35 protein-coding genes are annotated in these 21,778 nt (G+C 34.4%); 2 read left to right on the top strand and 33 right to left on the bottom strand.

Features of this window, described 5'->3' with window-relative positions:
* Nucleotides 1-4: 4 nt before the first annotated feature.
* The 33 genes from NSS71_RS25385 to NSS71_RS25545 form a co-directional block, all read right to left on the bottom strand.
* On the bottom strand, nucleotides 5-1,165 hold the full coding sequence (locus NSS71_RS25385; RefSeq protein WP_341152181.1) for a phage major capsid protein: 1,161 nt from the start codon (nucleotides 1,163-1,165) through the stop codon (nucleotides 5-7).
* 25 nt (nucleotides 1,166-1,190) lie between these two features.
* A complete protein-coding gene (locus tag NSS71_RS25390; protein ID WP_341152182.1) occupies nucleotides 1,191-1,943 on the bottom strand; it encodes a head maturation protease, ClpP-related in 753 nt (250 codons plus the stop codon).
* Nucleotides 1,930-3,078: a phage portal protein gene (locus NSS71_RS25395; protein ID WP_341152183.1), complete on the bottom strand. Its 1,149-nt coding sequence runs from the start codon at nucleotides 3,076-3,078 to the stop codon at nucleotides 1,930-1,932. Before NSS71_RS25395 ends, NSS71_RS25390 begins: the two co-directional genes overlap by 14 nt.
* Nucleotides 3,079-3,097: 19 nt before the next feature.
* Nucleotides 3,098-4,810, bottom strand: coding sequence for a terminase TerL endonuclease subunit (locus NSS71_RS25400; protein ID WP_341152184.1), 1,713 nt, complete (start codon nucleotides 4,808-4,810; stop codon nucleotides 3,098-3,100).
* Nucleotides 4,807-5,133, bottom strand: a complete 327-nt coding sequence (locus NSS71_RS25405) for a terminase (protein WP_341132733.1) — start codon at nucleotides 5,131-5,133, stop codon at nucleotides 4,807-4,809. Before NSS71_RS25405 ends, NSS71_RS25400 begins: the two co-directional genes overlap by 4 nt.
* Nucleotides 5,134-5,258: 125 nt before the next feature.
* A complete protein-coding gene (locus tag NSS71_RS25410; RefSeq protein WP_341152185.1) occupies nucleotides 5,259-5,600 on the bottom strand; it encodes an HNH endonuclease in 342 nt (113 codons plus the stop codon).
* The gene (locus NSS71_RS25415; protein ID WP_341152186.1) at nucleotides 5,593-5,985 is read right to left on the bottom strand and encodes a hypothetical protein; all 393 of its coding nucleotides are present in this window, start codon (nucleotides 5,983-5,985) and stop codon (nucleotides 5,593-5,595) included. The genes NSS71_RS25410 and NSS71_RS25415 overlap by 8 nt, the downstream gene beginning before the upstream one ends.
* Nucleotide 5,986: 1 nt before the next feature.
* On the bottom strand, nucleotides 5,987-6,430 hold the full coding sequence (locus tag NSS71_RS25420; protein ID WP_341152187.1) for a hypothetical protein: 444 nt from the start codon (nucleotides 6,428-6,430) through the stop codon (nucleotides 5,987-5,989).
* A 619-nt stretch (nucleotides 6,431-7,049) separates the two neighbouring features.
* Complete coding sequence (locus NSS71_RS25425) at nucleotides 7,050-7,202, bottom strand: hypothetical protein (protein ID WP_341152188.1); 153 nt, start codon at nucleotides 7,200-7,202, stop codon at nucleotides 7,050-7,052.
* Nucleotides 7,199-7,426: a hypothetical protein gene (locus NSS71_RS25430; protein ID WP_341152189.1), complete on the bottom strand. Its 228-nt coding sequence runs from the start codon at nucleotides 7,424-7,426 to the stop codon at nucleotides 7,199-7,201. Before NSS71_RS25430 ends, NSS71_RS25425 begins: the two co-directional genes overlap by 4 nt.
* 2 nt (nucleotides 7,427-7,428) lie before the next feature.
* Nucleotides 7,429-7,878: an ArpU family phage packaging/lysis transcriptional regulator gene (locus tag NSS71_RS25435; RefSeq protein WP_341099896.1), complete on the bottom strand. Its 450-nt coding sequence runs from the start codon at nucleotides 7,876-7,878 to the stop codon at nucleotides 7,429-7,431.
* Nucleotides 7,879-7,959: 81 nt separating this feature from the next.
* Entirely contained in the window at nucleotides 7,960-8,220 is a 261-nt protein-coding gene (locus NSS71_RS25440) for a hypothetical protein (protein ID WP_341152190.1), read from the bottom strand.
* Nucleotides 8,221-8,226: 6 nt separating this feature from the next.
* Nucleotides 8,227-8,613: a hypothetical protein gene (locus NSS71_RS25445; protein ID WP_341152191.1), complete on the bottom strand. Its 387-nt coding sequence runs from the start codon at nucleotides 8,611-8,613 to the stop codon at nucleotides 8,227-8,229.
* Between the two features lie 247 nt (nucleotides 8,614-8,860).
* Nucleotides 8,861-9,031, bottom strand: a complete 171-nt coding sequence (locus NSS71_RS25450) for a hypothetical protein (RefSeq protein ID WP_341152192.1) — start codon at nucleotides 9,029-9,031, stop codon at nucleotides 8,861-8,863.
* A gap of 395 nt (nucleotides 9,032-9,426) precedes the next feature.
* The gene (locus NSS71_RS25455; protein ID WP_341152193.1) at nucleotides 9,427-9,996 is read right to left on the bottom strand and encodes a dUTP diphosphatase; all 570 of its coding nucleotides are present in this window, start codon (nucleotides 9,994-9,996) and stop codon (nucleotides 9,427-9,429) included.
* Between the two features lie 178 nt (nucleotides 9,997-10,174).
* Nucleotides 10,175-10,411, bottom strand: a complete 237-nt coding sequence (locus NSS71_RS25460) for a DUF3310 domain-containing protein (protein WP_341152194.1) — start codon at nucleotides 10,409-10,411, stop codon at nucleotides 10,175-10,177.
* Nucleotides 10,412-10,541: 130 nt separating this feature from the next.
* Nucleotides 10,542-10,859, bottom strand: a complete 318-nt coding sequence (locus NSS71_RS25465; protein WP_341152195.1) for an organic solvent tolerance protein OstA — start codon at nucleotides 10,857-10,859, stop codon at nucleotides 10,542-10,544.
* A gap of 28 nt (nucleotides 10,860-10,887) precedes the next feature.
* Nucleotides 10,888-11,163 (bottom strand): hypothetical protein, encoded by a 276-nt coding sequence (locus tag NSS71_RS25470; RefSeq protein ID WP_341152196.1) that lies wholly within the window; start codon nucleotides 11,161-11,163, stop codon nucleotides 10,888-10,890.
* Nucleotides 11,114-11,299 (bottom strand): Fur-regulated basic protein FbpA, encoded by a 186-nt coding sequence (gene fbpA, locus NSS71_RS25475; protein WP_341152197.1) that lies wholly within the window; start codon nucleotides 11,297-11,299, stop codon nucleotides 11,114-11,116. The genes NSS71_RS25470 and fbpA overlap by 50 nt, the downstream gene beginning before the upstream one ends.
* A gap of 11 nt (nucleotides 11,300-11,310) precedes the next feature.
* A complete protein-coding gene (locus tag NSS71_RS25480) occupies nucleotides 11,311-11,850 on the bottom strand; it encodes an ERCC4 domain-containing protein (protein ID WP_328283517.1) in 540 nt (179 codons plus the stop codon).
* On the bottom strand, nucleotides 11,847-12,311 hold the full coding sequence (locus NSS71_RS25485; protein ID WP_341152198.1) for a YopX family protein: 465 nt from the start codon (nucleotides 12,309-12,311) through the stop codon (nucleotides 11,847-11,849). The genes NSS71_RS25480 and NSS71_RS25485 overlap by 4 nt, the downstream gene beginning before the upstream one ends.
* Entirely contained in the window at nucleotides 12,308-12,742 is a 435-nt protein-coding gene (locus tag NSS71_RS25490; protein ID WP_341152199.1) for a hypothetical protein, read from the bottom strand. Before NSS71_RS25490 ends, NSS71_RS25485 begins: the two co-directional genes overlap by 4 nt.
* 266 nt (nucleotides 12,743-13,008) lie before the next feature.
* Nucleotides 13,009-15,363 carry a phage/plasmid primase, P4 family gene (locus tag NSS71_RS25495; protein WP_341152200.1) on the bottom strand — a complete coding sequence of 785 codons (2,355 nt, stop codon included), beginning with the start codon at nucleotides 15,361-15,363 and terminating at the stop codon, nucleotides 13,009-13,011.
* A gap of 73 nt (nucleotides 15,364-15,436) precedes the next feature.
* Nucleotides 15,437-15,913, bottom strand: coding sequence for a DUF669 domain-containing protein (locus NSS71_RS25500; protein WP_144545057.1), 477 nt, complete (start codon nucleotides 15,911-15,913; stop codon nucleotides 15,437-15,439).
* Nucleotides 15,913-16,614 carry an AAA family ATPase gene (locus NSS71_RS25505; RefSeq protein WP_328283524.1) on the bottom strand — a complete coding sequence of 234 codons (702 nt, stop codon included), beginning with the start codon at nucleotides 16,612-16,614 and terminating at the stop codon, nucleotides 15,913-15,915. Before NSS71_RS25505 ends, NSS71_RS25500 begins: the two co-directional genes overlap by 1 nt.
* 3 nt (nucleotides 16,615-16,617) lie before the next feature.
* Entirely contained in the window at nucleotides 16,618-17,175 is a 558-nt protein-coding gene (locus NSS71_RS25510; RefSeq protein ID WP_328283534.1) for a host-nuclease inhibitor Gam family protein, read from the bottom strand.
* Between the two features lie 3 nt (nucleotides 17,176-17,178).
* On the bottom strand, nucleotides 17,179-17,352 hold the full coding sequence (locus NSS71_RS25515; RefSeq protein ID WP_328283525.1) for a hypothetical protein: 174 nt from the start codon (nucleotides 17,350-17,352) through the stop codon (nucleotides 17,179-17,181).
* A 106-nt stretch (nucleotides 17,353-17,458) separates the two neighbouring features.
* The gene (locus tag NSS71_RS25520; RefSeq protein WP_341152201.1) at nucleotides 17,459-17,620 is read right to left on the bottom strand and encodes a YqaI family protein; all 162 of its coding nucleotides are present in this window, start codon (nucleotides 17,618-17,620) and stop codon (nucleotides 17,459-17,461) included.
* A gap of 17 nt (nucleotides 17,621-17,637) precedes the next feature.
* Nucleotides 17,638-17,799: a hypothetical protein gene (locus NSS71_RS25525; protein WP_328283527.1), complete on the bottom strand. Its 162-nt coding sequence runs from the start codon at nucleotides 17,797-17,799 to the stop codon at nucleotides 17,638-17,640.
* A gap of 94 nt (nucleotides 17,800-17,893) precedes the next feature.
* Complete coding sequence (locus tag NSS71_RS25530) at nucleotides 17,894-18,076, bottom strand: hypothetical protein (RefSeq protein ID WP_341152202.1); 183 nt, start codon at nucleotides 18,074-18,076, stop codon at nucleotides 17,894-17,896.
* 190 nt (nucleotides 18,077-18,266) lie between these two features.
* Entirely contained in the window at nucleotides 18,267-18,914 is a 648-nt protein-coding gene (locus NSS71_RS25535; RefSeq protein WP_341152203.1) for a Rha family transcriptional regulator, read from the bottom strand.
* A gap of 107 nt (nucleotides 18,915-19,021) precedes the next feature.
* Nucleotides 19,022-19,177: a hypothetical protein gene (locus tag NSS71_RS25540; RefSeq protein ID WP_341152204.1), complete on the bottom strand. Its 156-nt coding sequence runs from the start codon at nucleotides 19,175-19,177 to the stop codon at nucleotides 19,022-19,024.
* 52 nt (nucleotides 19,178-19,229) lie between these two features.
* Nucleotides 19,230-19,472: a helix-turn-helix transcriptional regulator gene (locus tag NSS71_RS25545; RefSeq protein ID WP_341152208.1), complete on the bottom strand. Its 243-nt coding sequence runs from the start codon at nucleotides 19,470-19,472 to the stop codon at nucleotides 19,230-19,232.
* 189 nt (nucleotides 19,473-19,661) lie between these two features.
* On the opposite strand from NSS71_RS25545, the gene NSS71_RS25550 reads away from it, so the two are divergent.
* Complete coding sequence (locus NSS71_RS25550; RefSeq protein ID WP_341152205.1) at nucleotides 19,662-20,315, top strand: LexA family protein; 654 nt, start codon at nucleotides 19,662-19,664, stop codon at nucleotides 20,313-20,315.
* Between the two features lie 13 nt (nucleotides 20,316-20,328).
* On the top strand, nucleotides 20,329-21,753 hold the full coding sequence (locus tag NSS71_RS25555) for a recombinase family protein (RefSeq protein WP_341152206.1): 1,425 nt from the start codon (nucleotides 20,329-20,331) through the stop codon (nucleotides 21,751-21,753).
* Nucleotides 21,754-21,778: the final 25 nt, after the last annotated feature.

Raw genomic sequence — 21,778 nt, forward strand, 5'->3', positions numbered from 1 at the left:
CCCCTTATGCTCCTGCTGGTTCAGGTTGTGGAATATCTAATGTGTAAATTTCAGCTACTTTATTATCACGTGGTTTACCGAAAGCAAAAGTCTTCGCAATGTGTAAATTACAATCTTCAAGGGCTAATGTTTGATCATATTCTTTTACTTCAATTCCACCACCACGGTAAGCATCATAACGATCAGTTACGAATGCAATAACTTCTCCTGCTGTTGCGAATAATGATGTGATGATTTTGAAATCAAATGGAACGTTTGTAATAAATGCGCCTTGTGCATTTCGAGTAGTGAATTTCGCACGTAATTTCCATGAATCAGTTGGATTGATAATTAGAGCTACTTTGCCATCTACATTCAACGGTTTTCCATTTTGTTTAACAGATAGTAATTCACCGATTCCAGCGAATTCCTCAATGATTTTCCCGTCATCCGCTAATGTTAATGAACCTGCTACAGTTTTCTTAGCATGGCCATTTGTTGGATCAACAGCTGCTTGCAAGTCACGAATTAGACCAATTGGTTCATGTTTTGTTGGACCCGCACCATTAATTACAGCAGACTCCATAGCTACGGCATACGTTTCTGTAATTTGAGCCTCGACATATGCTTTTACCCATGCTGGGCCAAATTTCGCAAGATCTTTTGGTAATACAACGAACGCTGTTAATTTAGATTGAGCAATGTTTTCTTGTTTGAACACCGCATCTAGTTGTCCTTTAATATCACCAAAAATTGGTCCCCATACTGCAGCACCTTCATACTCAGATGTGATAGTTGTTAAAGTAACCGTCCCTAAGTTTTGGAAGTTAATAACTGATAGTAAAGGATGTTCTGTTCTAAGATCATCATAAATGCGTTCAACGATTGTTTCTGGTAAAACTAATTCGTCTGTAAATCCATCTGATTTTACAACTGCATTGAAAAATGTACGTTCTTCCGTAGTCATTACATCAGCACCACGGTTTGCTAAAACTACTTGATCAACTGTATTAGCAGCAACTTGATTAGTAATTTGTGTTGTTAATGAGTTTACTAATGCATCTTGCATTGCTATCCACGCTGTTTCAACTTGTTCAGGTGTTGACTCTTCATTTTTAACAACATTTGCATAATTTAATTTAGCTTCCTCGTAATTTTCTGTGTGATTGTTTAATGTGATTGGCATATTTGTTTACCTCCAAAATTTTATATTAAAAAAGGAACCCTTTACGCTTTGTAACCACTTGTGGTGGTGTTGACGTTGGTTCCTCTTTTAGTTGATTGATTAAATTTGTAATTTCATTTTTAAATGCTTCAAAATCGGATTTTGTTACTTCTCCCTCCACAGATGGTGGTGAAGATTGGTTTTTCATCATTAATCTAGCTTTATCAATTGCTTGATTAGGTAAGATAGCATAAGAACTAGCGACGTATTGTATTTTATTTTCAAATAAAACACCATCCGCAAATCCTTTTTCTACAGCCTCATTAGCGTTTAACCAAGTTTCATTATTCATCATTTGAAGAATCTCTTCTTCTGATTTCCCTGTTTTCAGAATATATGCATTTGCTATAGCTTTGTTATATCCTTCCAATACCTTAGCTTCTTCTATGTGTGCTCGATGATCACCATCTACTAACCCAGATACATTATGAATCATTAACTGTGCGGTTGGGGCTATTAGAACTTTATCTCCAGCCATCGCGATAATTGATGCAGCACTTGCGGCAATTGAATATGGTTTAGTAGTAACTTCTCCCTCATAAGCTTTTAAGCGTGCATAAATTTCATTTCCAGCATCAACATGACCGCCACCCGAGTTTATAATAATTTCGACTGGTGAATTATCGGTTGGTAATTGATTAATAACATCACTAGGCGATGTACATTCAATGCCATACCATTCATAAACTTCTTTGTAATCATTCATAACAATTACACCTTTAATTTCAATTGTTGTCATTGTTTTCACCTCCTTCAACTGTTCCAGCAGGTTGATAATTCTTAGTAAAGTAATGTTCATCTAGTCGCGGATCTAAAGAAGGCTCGTCTCCAAGTTTCACACGAACTTCATTTGGTGTATAAGCCATGCTACCAATAAGTTTGTCTACAGCATCAGCTACTTCTAATGGATTCATTTCTGTAATTCCTTTCACTTCTACTCTAGAACCCTTTAGGTAATTTTTCTTTTCGATTAGCTTTGCATTTAATTCATCCTCTATCTTTTTTATTAAGGGACTTATACAAAACTTTACATAAGCTTTAATAGCTGTTTCATATTCTGCTAATTCTCCATGTATCAACGCGTTAGGAATACCTAATATATTGGCCACATCATCAATTAACGATCTTTTTAATTTCGTTAATTCATCGATAGGCTGGCCTTTTGTTTCTCCGCTTGCAACTTCGTCATACTCAAAACCCTTTAGTTTTGGAACAAGCGCAATAGAATTATTTTTAAATGAATTAAATAATTTATCGATGAAGTTTTGTAATTTAGTTCTATTTTCTTTTGTGAGTTGCTGAGTTGAGTCAATCCCTACCATTCCTCGAATCTGATAATTTCGAAGAGCAATTTCAATCATCCTACTAAATAAATTTGCGTAATCATCAAACATCCCGTCAGTAAACTTTGACAATTTTTCATTGTTGTAAGTTAAATAAATGACTTCATCCATTTGATATGTTCGTTGAAAGGTATACCCCTTTACCATCACATTACTAAATGTATCAGGATAAACAGCAAATTCATTCCTAGTGAAATTATCTGCAATTAAAAAATCATCACTATCAGTCTTAATTACTAATACTTCGTTTTCATCAATCAACCTATAAGTGAAATCCTGCCAAAAATCAGCAGCGCTTTGATCGGTATTTGGTCTTACGTTAAATAAATAATGCCAGTCATTTAATTGTCGCTTTCCATTTTCCATAAAGCGAAAGTCTGATTGGCTGATTGTGCGAGCGATAAAATTAATGCATGTTTCCAGCGCCATCTTTTTTAAATAAGCTCTTTGAGTTGTTTCATAAGTTAAATCAAGATCAAACATCCATTCAAGCTCACTGTTACGCCTTAATACTGAGTCTATAAATCCCATTTACATATTCACCCCCTCCCTAAAAATTCAAGGCATCTAATGCTTCTAGCGCATCTGTAACATCATAATCTTCTAAATCCCTTGAAGCCCAAACTCCATATAAGAACATCATGAAACCATCTGTTTTCCGCTTCACTTCTTCCTTCTTTCGATAAACTTTATTACCATTAGGAAGCCGCTTAACGAGTACATTATTTGTATACCAGCGCATTAAAGGATTATCTCCAAATATCACTTGTTCATTTTCAAAAGCAATTTCCACTCTTGGAGCTAATAAACCACTGGCAGCATCAGGATTGCGGATAACCTCAACTATAAATCCTGCCGCTTCAAATAACGGTTTAAGAACATCCATCTTAAAACTATCGCCTATAATTTTTTTAATGTTCCAACCCTCATCACGTTTTTTAACAAACCAATTAACTACTAAATGAGGGTCCATAGTTTCAACTTTTAAAACAGACAAAAGACCATCGTTTTCCCACTCACGGATTGGAGCGAATTTTCGATGGTCCTTCTTATTGTTATTTTCGGCTTTTTCTTTGCTGTAAGCATAATGCTTATCGGCAAATGGTTTACAAACATATGAATGTGTTAACTCTTTAGGAATTAAGTAATTTTCATTTTTCAAGAATAGTAGCCCCATAGCAACAAAATCCCTTACAGATGCATAGTCTAAACACCCAATGCATTCTCTTCTTTTTAATTCATCTAAATCATAAGGCTGATTAGTTGCTTTAATTTTTGTCCAGGACGTTACACTCTTTTCTAAATCCACTTTAGGTAAATTCATACGCTTTGTTATGAATTCCTCATAACCATCTGGATCATGTTCCAATTTGTTGTATTGCTTTTTTACTGTTCTAAATAGCGTTTGAGCATAATCAGATAACGGCGGGTGAAATTGCGAGTTTGCCTTTTGCCACATTTCAGGATTATGCATTTCTTCCTCACTATCTAAACAACACATAAACGGAAAAAGGCCATCGTCTCTAATACTTACAGAGCCATCTAGTATACTGTCTGCTCGGTCTAGAAGTTTGTCCAAAAACCCTTCCCGAACATAACCGTCAGAACCAACATAAAACACCCTTGGATGTTTTACTTTTCCTAGTCCTGATGTAAATACATTGATTACTGAAGAATCTTCATATCGATGTATTTCTTCGAAAATAACACATCCATCTCTAAGACCGTCTTTTGTGCCGGCATTTGAAGTATGGTATTGAAATAATGATTTAGTATCATACGATTCTATAAGTGCTTTTTTATGGTCAAAGAATACTTTCAATCTATCGTCTTTATCAATTGTGTTAAAAACTTCTGTGAATGACATCTTTGCTTGCTTTTCGCTATTAGCTACAACAGAAACATTATAGTTATTAATACCATGCAAATCACTAATGAAATAATTCGCTAGTGTAGAAATTCGTCCTGTTTTCCCTCCGCCACGTCCTTCATAATCTAAATGCTCATCGAACACTAAGGAACCATCTTTGTAATATAAGAAAATAAAACAAGTTTTGAATTTCTGAGTAAGCGTAAGTGGAAAATAATATTTTTCTGTAAAAGTTATATAACTTTCAATTTGCTCACTATCAAAATACATATCGTCAGCAGTTAATATTTCACGTTCAATCAGTTCAATTAACTTAATGCGCCGCTTATTTAAAATGATTTCTCCATTACGCCACTTACGAATATATTCATCGACATAACTATAACTAATCAAATTAAACTACCACGCTTCGGTTGGTCTTCCACAGTTGATGAAGGAGTAGGTGGAGATGTGGTTTTTAATTTGAATTTAATTGATTTTTCTAGCGCAATCTTTTGAGCATTGATTTTCATTTTCTCATTCATACTCGGATGACTTTTTATAAATTTTTGTTTTCCATTTTCAATAGTTATACTTACACCGTCACGATCAATCACTTTATCACATTCTTCATCTAGTTCATGCAGCCGTATCAAGTCATTTATTTTCTTGACTTCTAGCAAATCATCAGTATCAATTCGTGATAATAATTGATTTTTTAATTCATCAAGGTTCATACTACCCCTCCCCCCTACACCCCTAATGTGAAAGGCTTATTTTTTTAAAATTTTTAGACGAAAGGGCCCCCTATACCGGTATCCCCAGAGTGAAAAAAGCAAAAACTTTTGACCCGGGGGGTATATTACCATCGTTCATCATCAGCCCATTTGTTTTTCTTAAATACAAACTTCCATACTCGTCCATGCTTTTTGTTATGACATTTAACACAAAGAGTTTCTAGGTTATCATCATCTAATGCTAATTCCGGATAATCTTCTAGTTCTTTTATGTGGTCGACAACTAACAGGATCTTCTTACGCTTTGCTTTCTCGCTGTACTCATTTGTATCTAACGTAACTCTTCCTTGACGCTTACACTCTTGGCATTCGTTATTGTCACGCTTCTTAATCTCCAGCCTTTTCTTTTTCCAATCAGAACCGTTATAAAACTTACGCTTCTGTTCTTTTGTTTTGTATTCAGTCACATGCATGACCCTTCACTCTGCGTTCTATCCTATTTACGACAAGACCAGGCTCAACATGTTCAATTGAATAAGTTAATCCACCTGCGATAGCTTTATCTGATTCCCAATGAAAGAATATTTCTCGGTTAAGTTTAATTTCTTCACCTTTGTAGAATACTTTTGGTACTCCATTCTCTTCATCTAAGGTTATTTGTAGTAATGATTGTTTTATTTCTTTTCCTAACGATATGGATTTTCTATACTTACCACTTTGCCAAATATCCACCAAAGCGCCATGACACTTAGGACACACGTGAACTTCTTTATAATCTTCTTTGGAACATCTGATTGTTTCTTCATTGCTACATACTAAACATATATATCGAAGTCCCCTGATTACACTCATATCATTCACCTTCCTTTGTAAAATCCAATCCATTTTGTATTCCACAATTAATACACTCATAGTGAACACTCGGTACTCCATCACCGTACATCGTAGTCTTACTCATTGCTTTCCCACAATTAGGACATTTATCTCTATCTATCTCATCCAGTTCATTCGCCAATGCTGCAGCGTGCTTAGATATCACTCTAAGCTTTGCTGCTAGATTGTCTGTATCTGCTGTTACTTCAATCGCTAATGCCTTACTTTGTTTTGGTCTGTTATTCTTTTTATAAAGATTGTAATCAATGTGTCCTGGCATTCCATCATAAGGAGCTGGCTTTACATAGTCATTACAAACAGGACATCTAATTCCATCCAAGCAAGTACCAACAATTCTTGCTCCACATTCTTTATTCATGCAATTCATTTGGATTTTTTTATTTCTTGCACTCTGAGTATCCATATCCCTCACCCTTCTTTCTCCAAAATAAAAAACGCTTATTCAGAATCCTACAATGGCTCAAATTAGCTTTTGAATCTAAAACTAATATAAATACTCATTTTCTTCTTATTGCTCCGTTATGACGCTTATATGTGTCTCTGTTAGTACCCATTAATTCACGTAAATCGTGCTTAGATAATTTCTCTTTCCTAATCTTATTTATCTTTTCTAAGTTGTCCGTTCGTAGATGATCTTTTAGTTTCATATCACCACATCCTATAATAGTGTTCAGACTTACAGAAACAGCTTAAATTTTGATTTTAATAACTCGCTAGAGTATTTGTTAATTAAAATATAAAAACGCTCCTATGAGTCTAGGAACGCTTCATTTTATATTCAATATGTGAGCAAGGATTTGCACCTTACATAACGTATCACGACCACAGTAAACACGGGCTATCTACCGCGCATACGTCTTTTACTGCTGAAGAATTCGTCTACCTATTCCGACATCACATATTGTTCTTTTTGAATATTTTCTTGATAATATAAATTTACCACGGATAAAACCTAATACCACGACTTCTTTTCGAGTTTTTCTAGGAAAGTTTTAGGAATCTTTTTGGATTATTTTCCCCGATTACAATAAAAACGTAACTGTTAATGCGGTAATGGATATAATCACAATCCCGGCATAATAAGGAACTTTATGTTTCTCCTTGGATTCTCCTATAATTCCTAATGCAAATAAGACGATTAATATAATTAAAATTACTTGTACTGTTGTTATCATTTAGTTTCCTCCGTTAAAGCTTCAACAGAAACCCTAGATATGTCATCTAATCGAAGAGCAAATCCTTTCTTTTCTCCGTCACCTAAGGTAATGTACCCACTTGCATTTTCATTGAAGGAAGTAATAATAATCTCGTTGATATTCTTAACTTCTTTTTCAGTTGCTTCTTGAATAATTTCATCTTCATGACCGTTTTTATATAAAACCTTATATTTCATTTTCATTTCTATTCCTCCCCACTTAATACAGCAATATTCAAATTCAGCGCCAATTTATAAAAAGCTTTCCAACGAATCTTTGCATACGTCTTTTCACTTATTGGCGGTTGAAACTTATGGCTATAAACGTTGTAATCTGTTAAATACTCGGACTCACTGGACATATATCTTTCTTGAATGAGAAACTTCTCCATCTTGGGTAGTCTGTCCACAGCCTTTTCAGTACGGAAAATGAATTGCTCTCTATACTTCTGTTGATCAGCATTATAGATAGCTATATTAGAAGTTTGGTCGCTTGTTACATTAGTAGGACCATGATATCTAATTTCGGAACTAGCCGTTATCGAAGCTTCTCTTTCTTCAAATGCTAAGTATTTAAACAGTCGATATTGTTCCAAATGTAGCTCTACTTTACTTTGTGTCGCTTTTCTATCTATCTCAGGAAGCACAAAAGACATTTGTTTCAAGACGACTCCCCCCATTTAGTGATATAATTAATTTGCCGATTAATTAAGAGATGGGAGAAATCCTGTCTTTTTTCATTTTTCATCCATGATTTTATCTTTATAAGCTTTAAGAAAGAATGACTTCTCTTCTTTAAGAGCCGAAATTTGTATTTCCAATCCCTCATTTTTCATCCTTTCGGTGAATAGAGATTCATTTAGGTCCTCAAGTAGTTCTCTCTGATGTTTAACCATATCCACCACTTCACGCATATCTTCACTATCAAAGTAAAATCCATATTCTTCTGCTCGTTCAATTTCATTTTCCCAATGTTGGATTTTCTCTAAAGTATCCATTTCCCTTCACCCTTCCTTTCTTTTTCTCTGTGACTTTTTCTTTCTCCAAAATAATGCATTTTTCCGTTTCATCTTTTGAGCATTTTCTTTTATTTGTTCTTGAAAAGATTGATAAATAGGTTCTGTTAATTTGCCATAATAATAAAATCCCTTTGTTTCAAGACTATCCGTTAAGCTGTAAGTTGTATGAACCCAACAATTGTTTGTACATTTTTTTATCTCATAGCCTGTTTCTGACCATTCGCTATAATCGTATATTTCAGCTCCACAAATGGCGCATTTCGGTTTACGATAACCCATAAAATCACCATACATATCATACGCTTCCGACATTCCATATTGCTTTATAAGTGTATTTAGTATGGCTCTTTTTCGTTCACGGTATATGTTCATTTCACCCTTCCTTTCTGCGGATAAGTTTCGTACTGACCATTAGTTCTTATCATGCTTCTGCGTTTTATCACCAACAAAAACCTTATAGGCTTTGCAATTATCCAATTTAACCCCATCTTCTATACAATCTCGACACAAATTATCGTTTATTTTAATTGGGTTAGATAAAAAGTCTTCCCCACACCTAACACACTGATTAATCAAATACATTCACCTCGTTTACTTCGTAGTAGTTTCGTACTGTTCATTAGTGAATTTCCTTATTAGACAAGTAATTACTATCAATCTTTTTAATTTGAAAAACAATTTGTCTATACTCGTCTTTTTTCTTAGCTACTAACAAATCTAATTCGGATATTTCTTCAAACAATTTTTCTTTCTTAGTTGTTAGTTCAATTAACTTTTCAGTTTTACTCATACTTTTCTCACTTCTCCGTTACAATTAGAGCAACACCCTTTATTAAGATTTATTTTTCTACTATAAACATGACACTCGTTACAAATATATAACCTGTAATGACCAAGCAATCCTTTAAGTAATTTCTTCATACAATCACTCCTTACCGTACTTTAGTTATCTATGTTTTCTCTCCTGGTGCCTATATCCCAAATACATAATCAAAAATATAGATACTTGACCGACCCAAAAGCCAATTAGAAAACTCATATTATGCCTTCTTAGGTCTCTTACGTTTAATCCATAAAGGTGGTTCGCCAGAGCCTTTACAATGCTGACAAACCTTTTTCCCAATCATTCCAGTCCCGTTACACATGAGGCATACATTCATATCAAACAGGCTTGTTATGCTCATTTTAGTACCCTGTATTTTGTCGTTCGTGGTTCACTTTGTTTTTCTCAAAGTAAGCTGTTTCTATCTCTTTCCATGTGAATCCGAGCATTCTGCCTAATCCGATAAATCCCATGCAAAGATTATCAAACTCGTCTTGTTTTTCTTCTTCCTGCCAATCCGATTCGACTGATTCCCTAACTTTACAACAAGCCGAAATTACCTCATTGAACTGATACTCAATGCTAGGTGTCTCGTATGAAGCTAATGATAAATTTGTAAACTTAAGTTCTAATCCGATTTCTAAAAGAAAATGAAGTGCATCCACATATTCTTCAAGTAGTGGATTTTTATATAACTTTCCATAACAGCCGATACAAGCCTTCCTTCCTAGACGGTTACAATGATTACATGTGTTCATTCTAGTTCTTGGCTCTTGATCTTTGCTCCAAAACTTAAACCCTCGCCATTCATTCGCACATTCACCAATCTCAACCAGCAATGCTAATATTAATTTTTCAAAACGATCTTCACCTTCATAGCCGATTCTGTCACGCAGCACTTTTTGTGTTTCGAATAATTTTTGTAAGTTCATTTTGATTCCTCCGTTTCTCTTGTCATTAAAGCTACTAAAACCAAATACAATTGATTAAAAGGAGTTGGTTATAATGTTCCAAATCATTTTCGAATTTGTAAGTAATTTAATTTTGGTTTTTACAAAAAACGATAAAATATAAAATTTGATTCTCTCCCTCCCGAAGGAAGGAGATTTTTTATTTATCTTTAGATTCCAATTCAATTAATTTATTTAGATTGAATCTAGCTTTCTCTAAATCTTCTAAGCCGTTTTTATTTTTATATCTGCTTGTATATTTAATGACATTACCGATATAAAAACCTTCTGATACTGTGTATGAACCTTCTGTAGGAAAATGTTTTTCTAGATATCCGTTCACATCAATTTCATTCTTATGATAATGAGAAGGTTTGTTAATAATATCTTCGCTCATCTATAACCACCCAACCTTTTCTCAAGCGACTCTACAACTCATACTTCCTCAATGGCTCATATAAGTAGACTGGTCTCCCCTCCTCCAATCGGAAAAGGAGAGTCCATTTTGGCTTACGCTTAGCCATTATTTATTCCTGTGATTGTTTATCTTCGACATTCACCGTTCCATTGCCATCCACAGAATAAGGAATTCCTTCGTGAGTATCCTCAATGCTCATTTGACCTTCTGGAGCATCATCTTTAGGTTTGCTCTCCATTACTTCTTTAGGTGTTTGATAAGCATATGTTAAATCGATTAGGAAATACTGACCGAATTTGTTGTATTTCTCAGTGATCTTGTGCATTTGTAAGTGATCATTTTCCTTAGCAGCTAAAACAATTTCTTCTGCTTCCTCACGAGTATCTGCGTAATGTTGTTCCTTTTGGTTTAATTGAACTTTTGACATATTTATTAGCTCCTTTGATTTGAATTTTTTATAATGCTTTTACTAATCCTTCATAGGCTTGCTTATATTTATCTCTATCAGTCTCTAATTCTTTTACTTGTTGATGTAACTCAATGTTTTCTAAACCTAATTCCATTACCAACTTGAAGCGAGTTTGTCTTTTTTGTTCAGAGATAATTTTCTGCTGCTCTACGATGAAATTATGAACACGAGCAATAAGTGCCTTTGACTCATCTTGTGGACCATTTTCGATTTTATCGAGCAGCTGCTTTTTCAGTTCGTAAAACTCTCCCATTTGACTCATTCTTTTTCACCTCGTTCAGAATGGATTGTAGTTCCTCCAGAGAAAGTTCGTATAGCTGCTTCCCCTCGGGAGTTTTAAAATAATTCAACTGAATAAGTTGATATTTTAGCTCGTCCTTTTCTTGTTCCAAGTTCATATATTTCCACCTTATATAATTCCTGATTTCAAATAATATTTTGCTCTATGATAAAAATGGTGATATATCCAATTGCCACTGTATTTTTGGTCTATATATACAATTTCAAAGTTGTATTTAGCCTTGAATGTATTTAATCGACCAAGTAAAGCTAATGGATTGTACTTTGAACGATACTCACCTTTAATCATCTTTCCATAACCCTGTTCGTCTTCCACAATTAAAGTGAAAGGTATATCTTTAGAGCGAATTAACTCATTCTCGAATGCTTTTTGCGTATCTTTTTGTAAGTTACCTGTGATTTCATCAATGTGTGCTTTCCGTTCCACTCGACTATCCAAATAGATATCTCGCAATATGCCTAATTCTTCATTCTTAGGAATCATGCAGCCATAATCACCAGTATCTAATTTTTGAATTTTAATTGGTATTTCTTTTTGGTGAAGGTAATTTAGAATATGACCATTCACTTGTTCACGAGTATCAATAACTATCGTTAATGTTTTGAGTATTTTATTTAATTCTGTATCTGTGTAATGATAGGAGATCATTGACCTCCCTCCAACAATTCTGGGTTTTCGTAAATATTTCCCCATACTTCAAAGTTTTCAGTGAAATCTAATGGCGCAAAAATACTTTCTGTTCGTCCACTTAGATGTTTTTTTGTTTCGTAGGTATACCAAGCTCCTTTAAAACTAACAACTCCTAATTGTGTGAAACCATCAACTATATCGTAGTCAATTATTCCTCCACCCGAGTCGTGATTTGGTACATACTCATCGTTTTCCCAAGTTCTTAGAATGTCACCTTCATAAATCTCCTTGCCATTCTTATCTTTTAAACCTGTATATTGCATTAATACATGGTCATTGTTTTCTGAGAAGTAAATTAACTCCTTATCATGGTCAATGCATTCGACATACCATAACTCATTATTTTCAAATCCGATTTTATTAACCTCAATGATTTCTTCTAAATCTTTGCACCAAAGGCGAAATTTAATTTCCTTCATGCCCCTACTCCTTTCTTGGCATATGTAACAGCACGGATGTATAACTCTTTTGCCAGCTTATTTGATTCTTCATTTTCAAATTCACGAAAATCCGTGTAAATGTCATTCCAACCGTTTATAGCCAATGAACTTGTCCAATCAACCAGTAAATCTAAGGATTCTAATTCCGTACATAACCAATTGTTCAATTTCTCATTATGCTGCCATCCACAAAGTTGATGGATCATCTTCATAAGCGTAATTTTTTCATTACTTTCCTTATCCCAAGATTTAAACCATTCATCTATCGATTGGAAATTCTGTTCAGCAGCTTGCATAACTTCTGCTGGAATTAAATTTTGTTGTTTTATTGCTATTCGATTATCTTTTTTATCAAGATAAATATTGGCGCCTGATTTCCATATGAGACTTAGTATCTTTAAAACTTGCAAACTACTCACCTCTGTTATCAAAAGATACTTAAATGTGTTACTTAAAACCGCCTAAAATTAGCATGTGTTACTAAAAAGTAACACCATTCAGCCTTACAGCCCCAAGGGTTTGAAGTACGTTGTTACTTTTTGTTACCAATTTTGGCTATTAACGCTCCTAATAAATACTTATATATATATTTATTTTTTTATTTATATATATTATTGGTAACAAAAGTAACAAAAACAGTATTAAAAGTAGGTTAAACCCTTGATACATAAGGCTTTTAAGAGAATTTAAATGTGTTACTTTTAGTAACACTTTCGCTATTTTCATCGTTTTCTAGTAACTTTTGCTGTGTAAAAGTATTTTTTCGTTCTATTAAAGTAACACCATGGATAAAATACTTATTTCTGTTCCCTCGTTCTCTTTTTAACCCCTGCGATTCTAGAATTCTATAAAATGCCCGATTTTTTAATTGATGTTCACCATTTTTAAAGCACCAATTGGAATAAACTTCATATAATTCTTTAGCTTCAATAAGGACATCATCACGTTTGAAACAACACTCGAACATAAATGGTCCAAGTATATCCATTTCTTCTTTATAATCTCCTGTTGCTTTCATAACGATTGCTGGATCGTTTAGTCCCGACTGCTGCCACTTCAAACAACCTTCAATCGCCCAGTTGAGAATGCCAGGCATTTCTAGACTTAATTTCTCAGGCAACTTCTTATCGCGTTTTTCTTTTGGAAGCTGCAGGTTAAATGGAATTAACCGAATCCTTCTCCAAATCCCTTCATCTACACCTTTGATTACAGGCTTATGGTTAGTTGTAAAGAAAACCTTAAATTCTGGTGTAAATTCAAAATACTCTTGTCTTAAGAAACGTGCTAATACTGGCTCTCCACCTGTTATTTGTTTTACAAAAGCTTCGGATAATTGTTCCCCATCCTCACTTTCGATTGCAGAAACAAAACGTGAACCTACAAGTCTAGCAATATCGTTATTTGCTCCAGTTTCTTTTTTCTTGATAAAGGTATCGGACTTAGCTTGTTTTCCGTATTCACCCATAAGATCCTTTATGGTATTTACAAAAGTTGATTTACCATTGGATCCACCACCAATAAAGAAGACCATTATTTGTTCAGTAATTTCACCTGTTAAAGAGTAACCAATTAATCGCTGCATATATTCGATTAGTTCTTTATCTCCTTGGAATATTTGATCTAAGAAATTTAGCCATTCAGGACATTTAGCATTTTCATCAAATTCAATATTAGTGATTTTAGTTAAAGATAAATCACGATCATGTGGCTGCAGCTTTCCTGTTTTTAAATTTACAATTCCGTTATCGACGTTGAATAAATATTTGTGTTTATCAAAGTCTTCTCTTTCAGCTGGTACCAATGGCATTAAGTCTTTGATACTATTCATCCGAATGTTTCTTCGTTCGCACATTCTCGACCATTTAGCCTCAGCTTCATCTTCTGACTTACTAAGGCTTCTAAGCACCTTTGCTGTTATTCTTTCAATCTCTTTCTTTGTATCTAATTTCCACCGTTTGCCGTCCCATATTAGCCAGCCCATGTCAGAAACATATTTGATTACATGGCCGTATTCGTAAGCGATTCGTTCTGCATTCCCTAGTTCAGTTAAACGAAATTTCTTTTTCGGTTTTGCCTCCACAACTTCTTCTGTATCCCCTGTACTAAACTCAAAAGAGAATTCTTCGAATTGCTCCCTGTTGTCTAGAATTGTTGTAGAAGTGGAAGAAATAGCAGTTGCAATTGTTCTTTCACCATATGTTTCATTGGTTTCTCTAAAGTGAATAACATCCCATTTATCACGCATTAAACCAGTTTCTCGGAACATAGCATCCATTCGAGTAGCAGACTTTCCAGTCCAGAATGCTAAATGATTACATAAAGCTAAATCACTTGCGGAATGATCCCCATTAATTAGATTTCCGTTGTATAGGCTGCGAATTTCATCACCATTTTTCGAACGGAATATCCTTTCCCATAAAGCTTCATTGGAAATTTGAATTTCATCCTTTTCAAACTCTGCAAGGTTTACTCTTCCTTGGATATCCGAATCATCAAAGTATTTTTCGAATACCTCGGCCAGTTCATCTGTACGATCATAGATCTCATTAGAATTTTCTCTATTTCCTGTGAAGGTAAAATATCGACCGTAAGAGTAAATTTCTAATCCATGCTTTGTATTCTTTCTTCCAGTACCTAATACTGATTGTGGAAGATTCCCTTTTATGATGATGTGAATCCCGTTTCCACTTGGTGAAAATTCAGTGTAGCTGTCTAATGTATCAATAATCTCCGTTGCGAATGTATTCGGCTTGCCGTCCACAACACACTTATCAATATCAATTCCGATATAGTTGTCTTGGCGACTAAAAACAAAGCCTATTCCGTCATAATTTCCTTCTAAGTAAAACTTCACTGCTGTTGCAAATGTTGACCAGGTACGACGATTGTTTGCTTGTGCCAATTCTCCAGTTATTTGACAAGGAACTTTCGTATATCTTCCGCTTTTCTTTTCCGACTTCCATAAAATCCATTGTGGCAGGGCTTTTAGTTCGGCAGGGATATCGTTAAAATTGTATGGATTTTCTTTCATTTCGCCCTCCGATTACGTAATTTTTCTATAAAAAAGAGAAGCTAGTAAAATACCAACTTCTCTATTCAGTTTCTTAAAACGGTAGATCATCATCACCGATATTTAATGCACCAGTTTCCATTACTGGGTTTACATCGGATACGTCATAATATTTAGCCTTTGCAGCAGTACGTTTTTGTTTTACTCCATCAACTAATTTGTCGTACTCCTCATGTTTTACAGTGATTTTTAAATTCTTATTGATAAGCTGCTTCGCCATATCTTCTGGAGATTCAAATGGATGACCGTTAGGAAATCCACAAGCTTTGATTAATGAGTTAACAATTCTTACTGCAACTTCATGTTCAAAAGTGAATGTATTATAAAGAATTTTTGCTCCTTGATGATTTTGTGGAACATCACTACGAATCTCAAAGTCTACTTGTAATTTTGGTTTACCACCTTGCGTTTTACCTGCTTCTGCGTTCACGATAACTGCTTCATATTTTCCTTCTGCAACTAACTCAAATCCTGTACTAGCGTTCTCTTCATCAAATTTAAAGAATGACATTATTTATTTCCTCCCTGTTTTTCTGGTACGTAACCAATTTTAAAAATATCTTCATGAGCACAAGCCTTACGTTTATCAAGTTGATTTTTTGCAGCAACATAAGGTGACGGCTCTAATATAAATCCATAATTTTTGGTTTCTTCATTGATAACCGATTTCGCCACTACTTGGCATAATCCCATAAAGTTGTTAATAATTTTTACTCTGATATCGGGGTAAGAACGATTGACAGCTTGACCACTAGGTAATTCCCATTTATCAGTGGTTTCCCATGCTGTAAAGACAACTCGTTTTCCTAATGTTTGTATAAAACGAACACTATCTATGATGAAAAAATCGATTTGTTGATAATTAGCCTGTGAAGGGACTCGGTTGTTATTTCCTTCTCGCCCCAAATTCGCAAGCATGGATCTTGTTAACTCTGAAATATTATCGAAAAAGATATTGTCATATTTTGATAAGTCTTCTGCTGCTAAATCTTTCATAAGTTGATTCCAATTTGTCCAAGCTTCATAAGTATCAAAATGCACGATATCGATATTGGCATTTCCAGCTAATGGAGCCTGCGTCTTATCAATCGGAATATAAAGTGTTTTTCCTTCTAGATAATTTGCTGTAGATGTCTTTCTCATACCTGGATTACCGTAAATTAAATACGTTGAATTATTTGTTGATATATCGGCAGCATTTGTTTTTTCCAATCTTTATACCTCCACACTATAAGCAATGGATGCTGGCTTAACTGATACTCCAGGTACCAATTGTCCATTTTCGTCCACAACTGCTTTTTCTCCAGCAATTTCAACCACTTTGAGATTTTTCTTTAATTCAGCCCATTTAACTGATTGTTTCACTTGAATTAAATCCACCAAATCATTATCAGCAAGGTAATCAATAATTTGTTCCTCGTTTGCCTTTTCAGGTGCTTCTTTACTTACACGAGTTTTTGATTTCCCATAAGGTGTACTAATGGTTTTTGCTTTAGGATCTGCTGCAAGTTGTTCTGAATGATACTTTTGAATTAATGCTTCAAAGAAGCTTGTACTATTTTCAATTGTGGATAGCTCTCCTTTTTCCCATTGAGCTATACGATCACGTTCCACATTAGCCAGCTGCTTGATTTCTTTTTCCTTAGCTTTTAATGCAGATAATTTACGGAACACCCAGTTAAGACTGTCTAAATCAGTAATTTCAAATTTACTTTCTGTGGAAGACTCCATTTCCTCAACTTCGATTAATTCAGCTTGTTGTAGTGCATTCATCATTTATTTTTCCTCCTTAAATACTTGATCTAGGTATTCATATGTTTCTACTAAATCTTCATATAGATTGCTACCACTTAAAGATTTTTCATATTGTTCTAGAAGCTTATAAAAAGGCTCTAGTTTAGGATTCACAGGGCTATGAACTGTACGATCTTTTGCTTCAAACCAAGGCATATTATCCTCCCCCTGTTGATTTTTTGTTAAAAACTGTTTAAACTAATTGATAAGTATTGTTGTAAATATGTTGTTAACGAGACTCTTATTGGCGTGAGAGTCTTTTTTATATTGCTTCATAACATTGGACCTGTTGTTTCTCGATTAGATACTGCTTTAAATTTGATTGAAGAACTGTTTCATTTCCGAATACAAAGTAAGTATCACCTTCACAAATTTCGTCTCCAAATACATCTTCAATTGGATGATTTTCGATTTTCTTTGTCATGCTTATTCACCCCTTTCTTATACCGGCTTCTTTTTATTTGTTTTACGTTTCATATTTTGCACGTTCGCAAACTTGCTGCCCCTTATTGGCTCTGTTGGCACAATTGGATGTTTTGCTATATATGCTAATCGTTCTTCCTCCGTCATTTGCCAAACTTTCACTTTTCCGTGTAAGCCCATATGTATCACCTCCTTAAAATATTCCAACTTTCCATCATCAAATTTTGCAAGTTGTGTAAAAAGAGTACCGACTTTTGTCGGTTAAAACGGAAGATTATTTTATATTCCACCGCGGTTGACTAGCAGCAGCCATTCGCCCAGCATCAGATAGAGAAATTTTTGGTGTGCAAATAGCTTTTTCAATATCCCACCCTTTACGAATACGGTTGTATAACATACTTTTTGTAACTCCGTTTTCCATAGCTCTTTCAACTTGTTCTTTCGTAAACTTAGCCATTTATTTATCTCCTTTCACATATTTTGAAGATTTACAAAGCAAGATGTATCGATCAACTGGTGCTAACTTTAACCATTCAGCTGGTTTGATTTTCATTTAGATCACTTCCTATCTTCTTTTGTAAATATAAGTATTAATGTAACTATGTTGTTTAAAAGAACACCTGCAACTAACAATTCAATGTGTTCAATCATATTAATGGTCTCCATGTCTTCACCCATGAAATGGCTTCATCATAATCAAGTTTTCTTAAGTCACGATATGTCGGTACTCCAAACGCATCTCTAAAGTTTCTGTGGATGCATGGGAACAGTTTCTTTAGGTCTAATCCATTCGGATTGGCTGTTTCGAATACTTTGTACACACGCTTCTTAATCTGCTTCTGCAAGGCATTCTGTTCAAATGAATCTATTCTTACGTTGTCTTCTAGCTTGGATAGTCTGCCATCGTATTCAACTAGCTTTTCCTCGTGTTCTAAAGTTAGTTTTAAGGCTTCCACACGTTGTTCGCGATCTGTAAGTACTTTTTGCTTTCTTAGTTCTTCTTCCATTGCGTTAAATGCTTGAATATATTTTTCTTTGTATTCAGCAGCTTTTGCACCTGTGTAACCAAACACTAGAAAAGCTAATCCATCACGTTTAATTAAGTATTTTTTATATGTTCTATTTCTTTCGTCTGTGTAATCGATCTCCGCAAAATTGTGGAGATTAAATTCTTCGCTACATTCCAAATTTCTAATATCTCTTAGCACAGCATCGTGTCGTTTCCCAAACACTTCTGCTACTGTCAAACTATCTGTGAATACTTGGTTATCATTTACAAAAACTAATTGGCTCATTTTGTTTCTCCTTCTCCTGTATTGACGTTGCAACCGTCTATTCTGCTATAAGTATTTTCACTAACCGTCATTGGCTCGGTTCACAGCGCTTTGGATAGTATTTGTATCTAAGTTCTTTCTTTTTCACAATGAATTGTGATATCACCAATAGTAAGATTGATGAACTTGATTTCTTTACCGTGTTTCCTTGAAAGAATTTGTTCAATAATCGGCTTAAGTTTCCATACTTTTTCTTCTGTAATAATGTCTTTGGGTATCCCCATTCAAATCACCTCTTTAAAAGGTATGCAGGTGGGTAGCAGGGACAACTCTACTTTAAGGAGTAGATTCTCCACCCTCATATCTACTAAAAGTAGAGTCAGTGTTAAAAAAAATAAAATCGTAACTAAATTCTAGAATCTCACTTATCTTTTTAGCTTCACCGACAGTAACATCATCCGGATGCTTTTCCATCTTTCTATATGTCTGAACATGGATTCCAAGCTCCTTAGCAACCTGCTCTTGAGTTAAACCTTTGAGAAGCCTCGCTTGTTTAAGAGTGAATTTCAACGTTATCACCTCGCTTATTTTCATCCACAACCACATAATACTCTACTTAAAGTGGAGTGTCAACAAGAAAAAACTCAAAAAATTCTACCTTTCCGAAAATTATTCTAACTAAAAGTAGATTTTTTTCGACATTATATTGAATAAATTCTACTTTTAGTATAGAATGATATATATAAAATAGGTCGGAGGTCATAAAAAGTGAGTATAGGAAAAAATATAAAAAGATTAAGAGAACAACATGATCTGTCACAAGAACAATTAGCTTCAATAGCTGGTGTATCTGATAAAGCAGTTTCTACTTGGGAGAATGAATTGAAAACTCCAAGAATGGGAACTATCCAAAAAATTGCTGATCATTTCGGAATTTTAAAAAGTGACATTATTGAAGATAAAGAAGATAACGTAACTTCTATAGGTTCATCTTTAGCTCATGGTTCTGATTCTGTGAAAATGCCTTTATTAGGATCTATAGCTGCTGGTGTTCCAATTGAAATGATTGAAGTGCAAGAACTTGTTAACGTCCCAAGAGAAGTTTATGAAACCTACCCAGATGCATTCTTACTAGAAGTAATTGGAGACAGTATGAATAAAGTTGTACCCGAAGGAGCATGGGCTTTAATTGATCCTACAATTGAAGTAAATAACGGGGACATTGCTGCAGTAGCTGTTAATGGTTATGATGCTACATTAAAAAGAGTTTTTAAACATCAAGATGGCGTTACCTTAGAACCTTTAAGTTACAATCCAGAACATAAAACACAATTCTATGGTGATAAAGATATGGATCATTGTCCTGTTTCAATTAAAGGAAAATTAGTTTGGTACATGGCTCCACTAGATATTAAATTTTAGGAGGAATTCTTGAATGAAATGTGTTGCTTATATAAGAGTATCCACTGATGAACAAGCGAAGCATGGATACTCTATCGCTGCTCAAGAAGAAAAATTAAAAGCCTTTTGTATTTCTCAAGGTTGGGAACTTGTTGGTGAACCATTCATTGATGACGGTTATTCCGCGAAAGACTTGAATCGTCCTAAATTTCAAATGATGATGGATCAGATAAAACAAGGGGGAATTGACGTACTTCTTGTATATCGTTTAGATAGACTAACTCGTTCGGTATTAGACTTATATGAAATTTTAAAAGTATTAGATGCTCATGATTGTAAATTTAAATCTGCAACAGAAATATATGACACTACAAATGCTATGGGAAGATTGTTTATCACTTTAGTTGCTGCAATCGCTCAATGGGAAAGAGAAAATACAGCTGAACGTGTACAATTAGGAATGGAGAAGAAAACGAAACTTGGTATTTGGAAAGGCGGCACTCCTCCTTATGGTTATAAGATAATTGATAAAAAGCTGATAATAGATAAGGATGAGGAACCATTAATTAAATATATTTTCCAACTTTCAAAGTCACTTGGATTCTTCACAATAGCAAAAAAACTAACTGAGCAAGGTTTCTCTACAAGAAAAGGTGGGGATTGGCATGTTGATACAGTAAGAGATATTGCTAATAATCCTGTTTACGCTGGATACTTAACCTTCAATAAGAATAAAAAAGACTCCAAAAAACCTCCTCGCGAACAAACCCTTTATGAAGGAATACATGACCGAATAATTTCAAGAAATGATTTTTGGGAGTTGCAAGATATATTAGATAAAAGGAGAACGTTTGGTGGGAAGAGAGAAACTAGCGACTATTATTTTTCATCCATATTAAAATGTGCAAGATGTGGATCATCAATGTCAGGGCACAGGGGTGGAAGTAGTGTAAAAACATATAGATGTTCTGGTAAAAAAGCTGGTAAAAATTGTACTAGTCATATCATTATGGAAGACAACCTAGTCTTAACAATATTAAATTCGCTTGAGGAAATAACAAAAGGTTTCACAGGAGATACTCAACAAAATAATATTTCAGCAGATAAAATAGCTAGTTTAGAAAATGAATTAAAACTCACCCAAAAATTATTAAAGAAACAAAAAGTTATGTACCAAAATGACATAATTGGGATTGAGGAATTAATCGAAGAAACGGAAACTTTGAGAGAAAAGGAAAAACAACTCACAGCAGAATTATTGAAATGTAAAAATGCAGCAAGAACAAATACAGAAGAAATTAAATTTATTCTAGAAAATATCCAATCGCTATGGGAAGATGCCAATGATTATGAACGTAAGCAATTAATTGGAACAATTTTTTCTCAAATTGTTGTAGATACAGAAGATGAATATAAGCGTGGCATACCAAGGAAAATCTTGATTGTTTCAGCGAAGTAATATTGTGTCTTTCGTGGGTGTTGGC

The sequence above is a fragment of the Niallia sp. FSL W8-0951 genome, from assembly GCF_038006525.1.
In the GTDB taxonomy this organism is placed as follows: Bacteria; Bacillota; Bacilli; order Bacillales; family Cytobacillaceae; genus Niallia; species Niallia circulans.